The sequence below is a fragment of the Solirhodobacter sp. genome, from assembly GCF_964715405.1.
Genome location: NZ_CBAICG010000024.1, coordinates 1 through 13,940 on the forward strand (window position 1 = coordinate 1; position 13,940 = coordinate 13,940).

Here is a 13,940-nt window from a genome sequence, read left to right on the forward strand (position 1 = left end):
CACGTTCGGCCCGGCCCCCACCCCCATCGCGATCAGCGGGTCGAACGAGGGGTTCCAGGGGTCCAGAACGACGTGCCGGGTGATCCCGTCCTCGTCCGCCACCAAAAGCAGAAGCGGCGCCGTCACCGTCATCATGCGGAACGCGGCCACACTCGCGGCGTCGGCAAGCGGATCGCCATTCACCGCCAGCACGCGTTCGCCTTCGGTCAGCCCGGCGAGTTTGGCGACCCGGTCCGCCAGCAACCCGGTGATCCGGCCCTCGTCGTCGAGCGTCAGCCCGAGCTCGGTCGCCGCAAAACGGATCGGGCGCGCGGGCACCTCGGCCAACGGGTGACGGGTTGGCGGGCCGAGATCAAGCGTCACGGTCACGGCGCGGTGGTCGCGCAGCAGGACGGCCACGGCCTTTCCGTGCGGCGCCGCCGACTCCAGCAAGAACGCGATGTCGCCCGGCCGGGCCAGCACGCTGTGATCGATCTCGGTCACGATGTCGCCCGCCCTGAGGCCCGCCGCCGCCGCGATGCCGCCCGCTGTCACGCCGTCGACCAGTTCGCCCTGCCGCGGCACACCCAGAGCCAGCGCAATCTCACCGTCAACCGGGCGCACCCGCATGCCCAGCACCGGCACCGGTTGCAGCGTGCCCGCCATCAGACGCGGCACGATGTGCTGCAGATCCGCCACCGAGATCGCGAAGGAGAGGCCGATGAAATGGCGCGAGCCATCGACGATCTGGCTGTTCATCCCCAGCACGCGCCCCTCGGCATCCACCAGCGGCCCGCCGGAATTGCCGTTATTCACCGAGGCATCGTGCTGCACCAGCCGGATCGGCACCGATGGGTTCAACTGCCGGGGCCGGTCCGACGCCATGCCACGCGTCACGGTGAACTCGACCCCGAGCGGCGCACCCACGGCGTAGACGGTCTGCCCGAGTTCGGCAGGCCCCGGCGCGGGCGAGAGCCCGTGACCTTCGCCGCCCGGAACCTCCAGCACCGCCACATCGCGCGCCGGATCGCGGGCCAGCACGCGGGCGGTGGCCTCATGCCCGTCGGCGAAGGTCACGCTGACCTCGGCCTCGCCATAGACGACATGGGCGCAGGTCAGCGCGATGTGCCCGTCGCCCCAGAGGAAGGCCGAGCCGAGGAAGGTCTCGGTTTCGTCGGTCGAATGCACCACCAGCGTCGCGCCGATGGCGCGGGTCAGGCCGGGGATCGCGTCGGCCCGGGCCGCGTGCACCGCACCCATGCAAAGGGCGGCCGCCACCGCAACCGCCCCGATCGCGCCCCGACTGATCCGTTTGACCCGCATTGCAATTTCCCCGATGCCCCGATCCGAAAGGACACGGGTTCCGGCGAAATGGCAACGGGTGACAGCGTGTTCGGGCCGCTTCAGCCCGTCACTTCTGCGAGCTTGACGGTGCGCCCCTCGGCGACCGACATCAGCGCGGCCTCGGCCAGCGCCAGTGCGGCCAGACCATCCTCGCCCGAGGGGCTGGCCTTGCCCTTGCCCGAGGCGGCGGCGATGAAGGCGGCAATCTCGGCGGCATAGGCGTCGGTGTAGCGCGTCATGAAGAAGTCGTGCAGCGGCGGGCGGGTGTAGCCCTTGCCGGTGGCAACCTCGATCGACACCGCGCGCTGGTTCTCGGCCGACACGGCGCCCTTCGAGCCGTGCACCTCGATGCGCTGGTCGTAGCCATAGGTGGCGCGGCGCGAGTTCGAGATCATCGCCTGCTTGCCGGTCGCCGTCTTCAGCAGCACCTGCACCGAGTCGAAGTCGCCCGCCTTGCCGATGGCGGGATCGACCAGCACGGCGGCCGTCGCCGACACTTCCGTGATTTCCTCGCCCAGCAGGAACCGCGCCATGTCGAAGTCGTGGATCGTCATGTCGCGGAAGATGCCGCCGGAGCGGGCGATGTAGTCGAGCGGCGGGGCGCCGGGGTCGCGCGAGGTGATCGTCACCATCTCGACGTCGCCGATGGTGCCCGCGTCGATCTCGGCGCGGACGGCGGCGAAGTGGGGATCAAAGCGGCGGTTGAAGCCGACCATCAGCGTCGCCTTCGTCTGGCGCACGACCTTCAGGCAGTCTTTCACGCGGGCGAGCGACAGGTCGATCGGCTTTTCGCAGAAGATCGCCTTGCCCGCACGGGCAAAGCGTTCGATCAGGTCGGCGTGGGTGTCGGTCGGGGTGCAGATCACCACCGCGTCGATATCCTTATCGGCCTCGATCGCCTCGATCGTGCGGATCGCGCAGCCGTATTGGTCGGCGATCGCCTTGGCGGCGGCGGGCATGGCGTCGGCCACGGCGGCCAGCGTCGCGCCAGCGGTGCCGGTGATCGCCTTGGCATGGACCTTGCCGATGCGGCCCGCGCCCAGAAGTCCGAACCTGAGAGTCATGTCATCCTCGATGCTTGCGCCGGACGGGGCCGGCCTTTGGTGTTCCGTGTCGCGCCTATTCGGGATAGGCGCCAGCCACATTCTGGTCGAAGTCGATCAGCGCCCCGGTCATTACGCCGGATTGCGGACCGAGCAGATAGGCCGCGAGCCCCGCCACATGGTCGGGCTTCACCAGCATCCCCATCGGCTGGCGCGCCTCGGCGGCCGCCAGCCAGCCGTCCTGCGCGCCATGGTATTTGCGCTGCGTTTCATCCTCGCCGGGCGTATCCATCCAGCCGCAGTTGATGCCGTTCACCCGGATGCGGTGGCCGCGCAGGGCCTGCGCCGCGTTCTTGGTCACATTGGCCAGCGCCGCCTTCGACGCCGAATAGGGCGACAGGAACGACTGCCCGCAATGGATCACCATCGACAGGATGTTGACCGCCGCGGCCGGATGCCCGCCCGCCACCGCCAGTTGCGCGAACCGTTGCAGCGCGAAATAGGGGCCGCGCGCGTTCACCGCCATCACCCGGTCCCAGGCTTCGGGCGTGGTGTCCAGCACCGAGCCGCGATCCGTCGCCGCCGCCGCGTTGACCAGCGCCGTTACCGGCCCCATCCGCGCGGCGGTGCGGTCGATCAGCGCCGCGGCCTCTTCGGCGTTCGCCATGTCGGCGGGCAGGAAGCGCACATCGGCGCCGCTGTCGCGCAACGCTTTCGCCGCCTCCTCGCCCTTTGCCACTGCCCGGCCGGAAATCACCAGCCGCCCGCAGCCCTGCGCGATCAGCGCCTGCGCGATGGCAAGGCCCAGCCCCTGCGAGCCGCCGGTGATGACCGCAACCGTATCGGCGTGCGGCCGGTCAGGCGTAGGCGCCATTCTCGGCCCCTTTCACCCCGGTGATATAGGCCACGATGTCGTTGCCGTCGGTCTCGTCGCGGCGCAGCGACGCCACGATCCGGCCACGGCGGAACACCACGATGCGGTCGACCAGATCGAACACCTGGCGCAGGTTGTGGCTGATCAGGATCAGCGGCACGCCGCGCGCCTTCAGCCCCTTGATGATGTTTTCCACCTGTGCGGTTTCCTGCACGCCCAGCGCCGCCGTCGGTTCATCCATGATGATCAGCTTCGAGGCAAAGCTGGCCGCCCGCGCGATCGCCACGCATTGGCGCTGACCGCCCGACATGTTGCGGATGGTGTTGGACAGGTTCGGAATGCGCACCGCGGTCTTGTCGAGCGCCTCTTGCGTGCGTTCGCGCATCCGGCGCCGGTCGAGGATCGAGAACGGCCCGAGGTTCAGCTTGATTAGCTCGCGCCCGAGGAACAGGTTCGACGGCACGTCGAGGTCGTCGGCCAGCGCGAGGTTCTGGAACACCGTCTCGATGCCCGCCTCGCGCGCGGCGATCGGGTTGGCGAAGCTGACCTCCTTGCCGCCGAACCAGACCTTGCCGCCGGTGCGCTGTTCCACCCCGGTGATCTGGCGCACGAAGGTGGACTTGCCCGCCCCGTTGTCGCCCACCACCGCGATGTGCTCGCCATCGCGCAGGGTGAAGTTCGCGTCTTCCAGCGCGTGCACCCCGCCATAGCGTTTGGTCAGGCCGCGCGTTTCCAGGATGATGTCGCTCATGTCGCCCTCCTTACACGTCACGCGCGCGGCGCCGCTGCCGCCAGACATCGGAGACGACCGCGCCCACGATGATCACGCCCATCATCATGTCCTGATAATAGGCGTCGAGCCGGAGAAACGTGAACCCCGAGGTGATGACCCCCAGGATCAGCATCCCGAAGAACATCCCCACGATCGACCCGCGCCCGCCCGACAGCGAGACGCCGCCGATGACCGCCATGGTGATCGCCTTCAGTTCATACATCACGCCCATGCTGGCCTGCGCCGATTGCCCGCGCGACGACAGCACCACGCCGGCCAGTCCGGCCAGCGTGCCCGCGATCGCATAGACCAGCATCAGATGGCGTTCCACCTTGATGCCGGAAATGCGCGCCGCCTCGGCGTTCGAGCCGATCGCATAGGTGTGGTTGCCGTAAACAGTGAACTTCAGCGCCAGGTGGAACAGCACGGCGACGAACAGGAAGATGTAGACGGGCACCATCCCCGCGCCGAGGGCGATGTAGCCATGGGTCGGAAACGACACCGGCTGCCCCATGGTATACCAGTTCGCCACGCCGCGCGCGCTGACCATCATGCCCAGCGTCGCGATGAAGGGCGGTATTTTCGTGTAGGCGATCAGCGCGCCGTTGATCAGCCCGGCGCCCAGCCCGCAGGCCAGCCCGACCATCAGCGGCAGGATCACCGGCATGTCGGTCAGCGCGGGGTAGACCGCGCGCGCATAGGTCGAGACCTGCGCGAAGCTCATCGCGATCATCGCGGTGGCGCCGACGATCGAGCCAGAGGACAGGTCGATCCCGCCGGTGATGATCACCTGCGTCACGCCGACCGCGATGATCCCGATCACCGAGACCTGAAGGATCATGATCTGGAGCCGCTGATCGTTGATCAGAAAGCTTTGGCCCTGGAATATCCACCCCAGCGCCTCGAAGATCAGCGCGATGCCGACCAGCCCCAGAAAGACGTTGAATTCGGCCGGGCGCGCGCGGCGTTTTGGCCCTGCCGCCTGCGTCGCGGCTGATGTCGTGCTGGTCATTGCCAAAAACTCCTGGTCCGTTGCCCGGCCCGCCGGGCATCGGGGGAGCGGCTTGGCGCCGCTCCCCCTGGTTCCGTCTCCGTCAGGACGCGGAGATCAGTTCTTCGCCATGAACTTGGCCATGTTGTCCGGCGTCACCAGCTGGAACGGGATGTAGACCTTCTGGGCCACATCGCCGCCCTTGGCGAGCGTCAGCGCCGCATCGAGCGCGCCTTTGCCCTGCCCGGCGGCATCCTGGAACACCGTCACCTTCAGATCGCCCGCCTTCATCGAGGCCAGCGCGTCCTGCGTGGCATCGACGCCGCCGATGATCGTCTTCGACGTGTCCACGCCCGCCGCCTTCAGCGCCAGCAGCGCGCCGATCGCCATCTCGTCGTTGTTGGCGACGATCGCGTCATACTTGACGCCCGACGACAGCCAGTTGGTCATCAGGTCCTGCGCCTCGGTGCGCGACCAGTTCGCGGTCTGCTCCTGCACGATCTTGATGAACTTGCAGTCGTCGGTCGCGATCACTTCGTGGATGTCCTTGGTGCGCTGCACGGCGGCCTGGTTCGACAACTCGCCCATCATCACCAGGATGTTCGCGCCCGAGCCTTTGCCCGCGTCCTTCAAGAGCTTGCAGACCTGCTTGGTCTCCAGCGTGCCCGAGTCGGCTTCGTTCGAGGCGACGAAGGCCTGGCCCTTCGGCAGCGTGTCGACGTTCACCGGCTGGCGGTTCACGAACACCAGCGGGATCTTCGCCGCGGCGGCCGCGTCGGTCATCGCCTGGGTCGCCGAGGTGTCGACCGGGTTCACGATGATCGCATCGACCTTCGAGGCGATGAAGTTCTGCACCTGGCTCAGCTGCTTGCCGGTGTCGTTGCCGGCATCCTCGATCTGCACGGTCGTGCCGGGCAGGGTCTTGGCGTAGTCCGACATGCCGTTGCGCAGCACGGTCAGGAAGTTGTCATCGAACTTCGCCATCGACACGCCGACATTGGCGGCCATGGCCGAGGTCGACATCAGCGCGGCAAAGCCGGCAATCATCAGGGTCTTTTTCATCAGTTTCTCCTCCACTGTCGGTGTCCGGCCCACCGTTCTCTCCCGCCGGAGCGCCCATTTTCGGGCGGCTGTTCCGTATCCGCCGTCAGGCTGCCACTTGGACAACCTGGCTGCGGATGAACTCCATCGACCGCGCCAGCGCCGGTGTCGCGTCTTCGAGCGCATGCACCGAGGCCGCGAACGGCTCATAGCTGATCGGGCCGGTGTAGCCCGCGTCCAGCAGCGCGCGGATCTGGGCGATGTTGCCCAATCGGTCATCTTCGTCGACCAGCACCCGGTGACCGTCGCGCATATCCGCCACGGCAACCGAGGGGTCGGTCACGCCCGAGACATGGACAATGCCGGTGTGTTCGGGGAACAGCCTGCCGCCGCCCGCAAGGTGGTGGTGGAACGTGTCGTGCACCAGCCGGTAGGTATCGGCCCCGCCGACCGCCTCGATCGCCTCCACCGCCTCTGCCTTGGACCGCAGCGAGCAGATCTCGAAGCCCAGCGGTTCGACCATCGCCTTCAGACTATGCGCACGCAGCATCGGCAGCAACTCGCCCAGCGCCAGCTTCAGCGCCTTCTGCCGCACGCCGTTTTCGGTGCCCACGTTGTCGTTGCGCGGGATCAGGCTGACCGCCTCGGCGCCGCTGGCCACCGCGATCTTCATCAGCGCCTCGGCTTCGGCCCGCTTGGTCTCGGACCAGTCGTTGAACATCTTCACCTCGGCCAGCGCCAGGATGCGCAGCCCCTTCGCCGCCGCCGCCGCCTTCACGGCCGCCGGATCGGCGCCCTCGTAAAGCGGGCGGCCAAGGTCGTTGCGGAATTCCACCCCGACGCAGCCCAAGGCCGCCGCCAGATCAAGGAACGCCCCGAAGGACAGGCGCGGCGCGGTCATGTGGTTCAGCGCGAAAGGCAGGGTCAACGCAGTCTCCCAAGGGTTCGACACCGTGATCCGGCGCCATGTGGAATTGATATTCTATTTTTGAACGCTTTCAACTGAAAAATTCCAAAATCAATCGGGGCGCTGAATTCCTTGAGAGATTTCCATCAGGCACCCCAAGGCTGGATGCGACTCGCTCGGTCAGGAAGGATATTCGCCCATCCTGCGATTCGCGCGGCACTCAAACTGACTCCTGCACGTGAATATCCGGCGGCAGGAAGTGCTGCGCCGGGGCCGCCCCCGGCCCCTCGGTAGCCGCCCGCACCATCAGCGCCACCAGATCACGGCAGAGCTTTTCCAGCGGCGTGTCCACCACCATTGTCACCACCCCCTCGGCCAACCCAGCCCGCGAATCCGCGGTCAGCGCACTGACCACCAGTGCCACCTGGCGGCCCCGCCCCGATTCGCGCAGCGCCGCGATCGCGCCCTCCATCCCGCCACCGGCGACGTAGATGCCGCGCAGATCGGGATGCCGCGCCAACAGGCCCAGCGTCGCATCGTAGGTCAGTTGCCGGGTTTCCAGGTTCACCAGCGTCTCCAGCACCTGGATCTGCGGCGCGGCCTCGCGCAGATAGGCGCGGAAACCCGTCTCGCGCAGTTCGTGCCCGTGCCAGCGGTAGCCGCCGACGAAGACTGCCACCCTGCCCGGCCCGCGCGCGGCCAGCGCCGTCAGCCAGGCCGCCGTCCGCCCGACCTTGAGGTTGTTCAGCCCCAGATAGCCCGCCCGCACGCCCTGCGCGAAATCCGACAGGAGCGAGAACACCTGCACCCCCTTGCCGCGCAGATCCTCCACCGCCGCCGTGACTTCGGGGTGGTTGACCGCCGTCGCCGCCAGCACGTCGCAGCGCCCGGCCATCGCGCGCAAGAGCCCCGCCATTTCCGACGGCGCCTGACTGACCGAGAATTCCAGGATCAACCGCCCGCGCGCGCCCTCAGCCCGCGCCACCGCCCGGTGCAGTTCTTCCGCGAACGCCTTGTAGAAATCCTGCCCCTGCTTGTGCAGCACGACGCCGAACCGCACCTCGGGCAGCAGCGCCGCATCGCCCGCCAGCCGTCGTGCCGCCGGATGCCCGATCCGGGCCGCCGCCTCCACCACGCGGGCGCGCGTCGCGGGCTTCACCGCTTCGCGCCCGTTCAGCACGCGGTCCACCGTGGCAACCGACACGCCCGCCGCCGCCGCCAGTTCATTCAGTCCCGGCCGTCGCGCCATTGCCTGCTCCTGATGAGAACTCATCAAATCCGCGCTTCACCCTGACGAGATTTGATGGGAATTTCCAGTCCATCAGTTCCAGAAATGGAACGAATCTTCTACGATGCCCCCAAGCGCCGGCGATCCGGCCGGAATGGAGAAGACCGTCATGGCCAAAAGAGACTACAGCCTGCTGGGCGAAGATGCGCGCCGTGCCGTGGAAACCGGCCTGGCGGCGGCCGATTGGTATCACACCGACGTTTCCCGCAAGGACATGAAGGCGCTGATGCAGCGGTCCAACATGCCCGCGATCCGCGACACGATCATCCTTTACGGCTGCATGATCGTCTTCGCGGGCATCGGCATCGCGCTTTGGCCGTCGTGGTGGTCGGCGCCGTTCTGGCTGGCCTACGGCGTGCTTTACGGTTCGGCGTCGGACTCGCGCTGGCACGAATCCTCGCACGGCACCGCCTTCAAGACCGGCTGGATGAACGACGTGGTCTACAACATCGCCAGCTTCATGATCGTGCGCAACCCGGTGACCTGGCGCTGGAGCCATGCGCGCCACCACACCGACACCTACATCGTCGGCCGCGACCCCGAGATCGCGATCATGCGCCCGCCGGAGTTCGCCCGCCTGATCGCCAACTTCTTCGGCCTGGTCGATGCCTGGAACGGCTGGGGCCGGATGCTGCTGAACGCCTCGGGCACCATCCACCCGGAAGAGGCCACCTTCATTCCCGCCTCGGAACAGCCCAAGGTGATCCGCGTGGCCCGCATCTGGGTGGCGATTTACGCCGTGACCATCGCGCTGGCGGTCTGGATGCACTCGATCCTGCCCTTGATGGTGATCGGCCTGCCCCGCCTCTATGGCGCCTGGCACCATGTGATGACCGGCCTGCTGCAGCACGGCGGGCTGGCCGACAACGTCATCGACCACCGGCTGAACAGCCGAACCGTCTACATGAACCCGATCAGCCGGTTCATCTACTGGAACATGAACTACCATGTCGAACACCACATGTTCCCGATGGTGCCCTATCATGCGCTGCCAAAGCTGCACGCGATGATCAAGCACGACCTGCCCGCGCCGAACCGCTCGATCGCCGAGGGAATGCGCGAGATGTGGCCCGCGATCCGCCGTCAGTTGGCGAGCGAGGAGTATTTCCTCAAACGCGAGCTGCCGTCGACCGCCCGGCCCTACCGCGAGGATCTGCACGCCGCCGCCCTCGGCACCGCCGCCGCGTAACCGACCCGAACAGCCCGACCTGCCCCGATCAGAAGGACCGACGACCATGCCCCAATGGGTAGATGCCTGCGCGACCGACGATGTTGAGCCCGAAGACGTCATCCGCTTTGACCACGGCGGCAAGACCTACGCGATCTACCGCAGCCCCGACGACGCATGGTTCTGCACCGACGGGCTGTGCAGCCACGAGCAGATCCACCTCGCCGACGGGCTGGTGATGGACTATGTGATCGAGTGCCCCAAGCACAACGGCCAGTTCGACTATCGCACCGGCGCCGCCAAGCGCGCGCCGGTCTGCATCAACCTCGCGACCTACCCGGCCAGGGCCGAGGGCGGCCGCGTGCTGATCGAGGTGTCGTGATGGCCCGCCGCCCCACCATCGCCGATCTGCTGTCCCGCCGCGACGCACGCCCGCTGCCGATGCTGCGCGTCGAAACGCTCGACGAGGCCCGCGCCGCCGCCCGCGCCGGTGTTGCGATGCTCTCGGTCTCGCCGTCGATGATGCTCGATCCGCGCTTTCGCGACGCCGCGCCGGACGCCTTCGCGATCCCCGGCGAGAACTTCTACGAGATCGGCGGGCCGGGCGATTTCCTGAAATGGGCGCTGCCGCTCTATAAGGCGGGGGCCGATGCGGTCTACTGCTCGGGCAGCCTGGCCACTGTGCGTCTGCTGGCCGAACACGCGATCCCGGTTTGCGGCCATGTCGGGCTGATCCCCTCGAAATGCACCTGGACCGGCGGCTTCAAGGCGGTCGGCAAGACGCTGGAGACGGCGAAGCTGGTCTGGTCGCAGATTCGCGCGCTGGAGGAAGCGGGCGCTTTTGCCGCCGAGATCGAGGTCGTGCCGCATTCCGTCGCGGCCCTGATCGCGGAACGCACGTCGCTGTTCCTGATCTCGATGGGCGCAGGGCCGGGCATGGGGGCGCAGTACCTCTTTGCCGATGACGTGCTGGGGCAGAACACCGGCCACATTCCCCGCCACGCCAAGGTCTACCGCGACTTCGCCGCCGAATATGCGCGGTTGCAGCAAGAACGGGTCGCCGCCTTCGGCGAATTCGTGTCGGACGTGAAAGACGGCAACTATCCGGGGCCGCAGCATGTCGTGGACGGAAATGAAGAAGTCCTGGGCGCGTTCCGCGAGTGGCTGGACGCCGAGGGTTGACGGAACCGCCGGGGGGCTTTTCGCCCCCCGACCCCCCCGAGGATATTTCAGGACCGAAAGGCAGGGCGCGGGGCTATTCCTGCGCCCTCAGGATCTGTGCCGGGCGCGCAGCGAGCGGGCGCAGCGCGAAGATCAGCCCGGCGAGCAGCGTGGCCGCGATGCCCCCCGCCACGATCGAGAGCGCCGAGACCGCCTCGAACCGGTAGGGCACCTGCATCACGAAGCGCATCACCGCCCACCCGGCGAGCCCGCCCGCGACGATCGCCACCAGCCCCGCCGCCGCGCCAAGGATCGCGGCACGCAACGCGAAGCTGGCAAGGATGGTGCCGCGCGTGGCGCCCAGCGTCTTGAGCACCGCCGCCTCGTAAAGCCGGGCGCGCTCGCCTGCCGCCGCCGCGCCGATCAGCACGATGAAGCCGGTCAGCAGGGTCGCCGCCGCCGCCCAGGCGGTGGCCGAGGCGATGGCGGACAGCGCCTGCGACACCTGCGCGATGGCGTCACGGACGCGGATCGCGGTGATGTTGGGGTAGGCATTTGCGAGGTCGCGCAGGATCGCGGCCTCGGCCTCGGGGCGGCAGTAGACGGTGGCAATGTCGGTATGCGGCGCGCCCGCCAGCGCGGCGGGGTCGATCGACAGGATGAAGCCGATGCCCGCGGTCTGGAAGTTCACGTCGCGAAACGAGGTGATTGTGCCGGTGATATCGCGCCCGAGGATGTTCACCGTCAGGGTGTCGCCCAGCTTCAGCCCCATCTCGGCGCCTTCCCTGGCGGCAAAGCTGATCTGCGGCGCGCCATCGTAACCGGCGGGCCACCATTGCCCCGCCGTCACTTTCGCGTTGTCGGGGGGCGCGTCGGACATCGTCACGCCCCGATCGCCCTTCAGCACCCAATGGGCGCCCGCGACCTCTTGCGCCGGCTTGCCGTCGATCTGCGTGATGATGCCGCGCAGCATCGGCGCGGTTTCCACCCGGCTGACCCCCGGATCGGTCTGCAGCCGGGTCATGAAGCCCTGCAACTGATCGGGCTGGATGTCGACGAAGTAGTAGCTGGGCGCGCGCTCCGGCAGGTCGGTCTGGATCGCGGCGCGCAGGTTGCCGTCGATCTGCCCCACGGCCGCCAGCACCGACAACCCGAGACCGAGCGACAGGATGACCGAGGCCGCTTCCTCGCGCGGCCCGCCGATGGCGCCCAGCGCCAGCCGCAGCGCGGTGCGCCCGTGCAGCGCCCGCGACCGGGCCAGCCACCGCGCCAGCCGCCGCACCGCGACGGACGCCAGCACCAGCACCGCCAGCGCCGCCAGCACCCCCGCCGCCGACCACAGCGTGAGCCTTGCCACGCCCGAAAAGAGCGCCGCGCCGCCGATCAGCGCGACCACCAGCAGGGCCAGCGCGATCAGGTAGCGCGCGCGCGGCCAGCCCCGCCCGCCGCTGCCCTCGCGATAAAGTGCGGCCGCACGCACCTGTTCGGTGCGGGCCAGCGGCCAGAGCGTGAAGATCAGCGCGGTCAGGATGCCGTAGATCGCCGCCTCGACCAGCGGCTCGGGGTAGATGCCGAAGGCGACCGGGAAGGGCAGCGAGGCCGCGATCACCGGGGCGAGCAGGGTCACCGCCGCCGCCCCGAGGGCCACGCCCAGCGCGACGCCCAGCAATGTCAGCGCCGCGATCTGCAAAAGGTAGGTCAGGAAGATCGTGCCGCCCTCGGCGCCCAGCGTCTTCAGCGTGGCGATCGTGGCGGTCTTGCGCTCCAGATAGGCCCGCACCGCGGCCGAGACGCCAACGCCGCCCACCGCCAGCCCGGCAAGGCCGACCAGCACCAGAAACGAGCCGATCCGCTGCACGAATTCGGAAATCCCCGGCGCGGCGTTGCGCTTGTCGGTCCAGCGCAGCCCGCTGGCCTTGAACGCCGTTTCGGCCTCGCGCTTCAGGTGCGGCAGGTTTTCGCCGGGTTTCAGCAGCAGCCGGTATTTGGTGTCGAACAGCGTGCCGGGTTTCAGCAGGCCCGATGCGGCAAGGTCCGCCGTCTGGACGATCGTGCGCGGACCAAAGCCGAAGCCCGCGGTGGCACTGTCGGGTTCGCTCACCAGCACCGCCGACAGGTGGAACGCCTGCGTGCCGAGCTTGAAGCCGTCACCCGGTTTCAGCCCCAGCCGTGCGCTGAGCACGCCGTCCATCACCGCGCCGGGCAGCCCGTCCTGCGCGGCCAGCGCCGCCGCCATCGGCATCGGCGGATCCAGCGTCACCGCCCCGGTCAGCGGGTAAAGCCCGTCCACCCCCTTCACGTCGGTCAGCGCGCGCTGCGCCGTGGCGCCATCGCCCACCACGGCCATCGAGCGGAAGGTGACCGCCTCGGACACCGCCGCGGCATGGGCGTGCATGAACGCAAGCTCGGCATCGCCCGCGTGGCGATAGGTGAACTCCAGTTCGGCATCGCCGCCCAGCAGCACCGCGCCCTGATCGCTCAGCCCGCCGCTGATCGCCGCGCGCACAAGGCCCACCGCCGCGATGGCGGCCACGCCCAGCGCGAGGCAGGCGAGGAACACCCGAAACCCCGCAAGGCCACCGCGCAACTCGCGCCGCGCGATGCGGGCCGCCAGCCGCAGGGTCATTCCGCCGCGCGCCGCAGCGCCTCGCCCTCGATCCGGCCATCGGCCAGCCGCACGATCCGGTCGCAGCGTTCGGCCAGTTCCGGCGCATGGGTCACCAGCACCAGCGTCGCCCCATGCGCATCGCGCAGACCGAACAGAAGGTCCATGATCGCAGCACCATTCGCGCTGTCGAGGTTGCCGGTCGGCTCATCGGCCAGCAGGATCGCGGGCCGGGGCGCGGCCGCACGGGCCAGCGCCACGCGCTGCTGCTCGCCCCCCGATAACTGGCCGGGGTAGTGCCCGGTGCGCGCGCCAAGACCCACTGCCGCAAGTTCGGCCGCCGCCCGGTCGAACGCATCCGCCACCCCGGCCAGTTCCAGCGGCAGGGCCACATTCTCCAGCGCGGTCATCGTCGGAATCAGGTGGAAGGACTGGAACACCACCCCCATATTGCGTCTGCGGAACCGGGCCAGCGCGTCTTCGTCCATCGTCGTCAGGTCATGGCCAAGCGCCATCACGCTGCCGCCGGTGGCGCGTTCGAGCCCGCCCATGAGCATGAGGAGTGACGATTTGCCCGATCCCGACGGCCCCACCAGCCCCAGCGTTTCGCCGCGCGCCACGTTCAGCGTGATGCCCTTCAGGATCTCCACCGTCCCGGCATTGCCGCGCAGGCTCAGCCGCGCCTCGTCAAGGGACAGAACGGGGTCGGTCATCGCGCGCCTCCTGCGGGGGATACCCTTGGCATATGGGTCAATCGCCCGCCTGCG

At 68.5% G+C, this 13,940-nt stretch carries 13 protein-coding genes; 3 read left to right on the forward strand and 10 right to left on the reverse strand.

The window, feature by feature from the left end:
- From AC11WY_RS11865 to AC11WY_RS11900, 8 genes are all read right to left on the reverse strand, one after another.
- Positions 1 to 1,302 (reverse strand): S1C family serine protease (locus AC11WY_RS11865; protein ID WP_482925681.1); only part of this gene is annotated, 1,302 nt, incomplete at its 3' end.
- 80 nt (positions 1,303 to 1,382) lie between these two features.
- Complete coding sequence (gene iolG / locus AC11WY_RS11870) at positions 1,383 to 2,387, reverse strand: inositol 2-dehydrogenase (RefSeq protein ID WP_482925683.1); 1,005 nt, start codon at positions 2,385 to 2,387, stop codon at positions 1,383 to 1,385.
- A gap of 55 nt (positions 2,388 to 2,442) precedes the next feature.
- Entirely contained in the window at positions 2,443 to 3,240 is a 798-nt protein-coding gene (locus AC11WY_RS11875; RefSeq protein ID WP_482925685.1) for an SDR family oxidoreductase, read from the reverse strand.
- Positions 3,224 to 3,991, reverse strand: a complete 768-nt coding sequence (locus AC11WY_RS11880; RefSeq protein WP_482925687.1) for an ATP-binding cassette domain-containing protein — start codon at positions 3,989 to 3,991, stop codon at positions 3,224 to 3,226. The genes AC11WY_RS11875 and AC11WY_RS11880 overlap by 17 nt, the downstream gene beginning before the upstream one ends.
- Positions 3,992 to 4,001: 10 nt before the next feature.
- Positions 4,002 to 5,024, reverse strand: a complete 1,023-nt coding sequence (locus AC11WY_RS11885; RefSeq protein ID WP_482925689.1) for an ABC transporter permease — start codon at positions 5,022 to 5,024, stop codon at positions 4,002 to 4,004.
- 96 nt (positions 5,025 to 5,120) lie between these two features.
- On the reverse strand, positions 5,121 to 6,065 hold the full coding sequence (locus AC11WY_RS11890) for a sugar ABC transporter substrate-binding protein (RefSeq protein ID WP_482925691.1): 945 nt from the start codon (positions 6,063 to 6,065) through the stop codon (positions 5,121 to 5,123).
- Positions 6,066 to 6,150: 85 nt separating this feature from the next.
- The gene (locus AC11WY_RS11895) at positions 6,151 to 6,972 is read right to left on the reverse strand and encodes a TIM barrel protein (protein WP_482925693.1); all 822 of its coding nucleotides are present in this window, start codon (positions 6,970 to 6,972) and stop codon (positions 6,151 to 6,153) included.
- A gap of 199 nt (positions 6,973 to 7,171) precedes the next feature.
- Entirely contained in the window at positions 7,172 to 8,200 is a 1,029-nt protein-coding gene (locus tag AC11WY_RS11900; RefSeq protein WP_482925695.1) for a LacI family DNA-binding transcriptional regulator, read from the reverse strand.
- A 148-nt stretch (positions 8,201 to 8,348) separates the two neighbouring features.
- Between AC11WY_RS11900 and AC11WY_RS11905 the strand changes: the two genes are divergently transcribed.
- Genes AC11WY_RS11905 through AC11WY_RS11915 form a run of 3 tightly spaced genes read left to right on the forward strand, consistent with a single transcriptional unit; the run spans position 8,349 to position 10,589 of the window.
- On the forward strand, positions 8,349 to 9,428 hold the full coding sequence (locus AC11WY_RS11905; RefSeq protein ID WP_482925697.1) for a fatty acid desaturase family protein: 1,080 nt from the start codon (positions 8,349 to 8,351) through the stop codon (positions 9,426 to 9,428).
- Between the two features lie 46 nt (positions 9,429 to 9,474).
- A complete protein-coding gene (locus tag AC11WY_RS11910; RefSeq protein ID WP_482925699.1) occupies positions 9,475 to 9,789 on the forward strand; it encodes a MocE family 2Fe-2S type ferredoxin in 315 nt (104 codons plus the stop codon).
- Complete coding sequence (locus AC11WY_RS11915; RefSeq protein ID WP_482925701.1) at positions 9,789 to 10,589, forward strand: 3-methyl-2-oxobutanoate hydroxymethyltransferase; 801 nt, start codon at positions 9,789 to 9,791, stop codon at positions 10,587 to 10,589. The genes AC11WY_RS11910 and AC11WY_RS11915 overlap by 1 nt, the downstream gene beginning before the upstream one ends.
- 73 nt (positions 10,590 to 10,662) lie before the next feature.
- Here AC11WY_RS11915 and AC11WY_RS11920 read toward each other — a convergent pair whose 3' ends face one another.
- Both AC11WY_RS11920 and AC11WY_RS11925 read right to left on the reverse strand, forming a co-directional pair.
- Positions 10,663 to 13,194 (reverse strand): ABC transporter permease, encoded by a 2,532-nt coding sequence (locus AC11WY_RS11920; RefSeq protein ID WP_482925703.1) that lies wholly within the window; start codon positions 13,192 to 13,194, stop codon positions 10,663 to 10,665.
- The gene (locus AC11WY_RS11925) at positions 13,191 to 13,886 is read right to left on the reverse strand and encodes an ABC transporter ATP-binding protein (RefSeq protein ID WP_482925705.1); all 696 of its coding nucleotides are present in this window, start codon (positions 13,884 to 13,886) and stop codon (positions 13,191 to 13,193) included. Before AC11WY_RS11925 ends, AC11WY_RS11920 begins: the two co-directional genes overlap by 4 nt.
- Positions 13,887 to 13,940 lie beyond the last annotated feature (54 nt).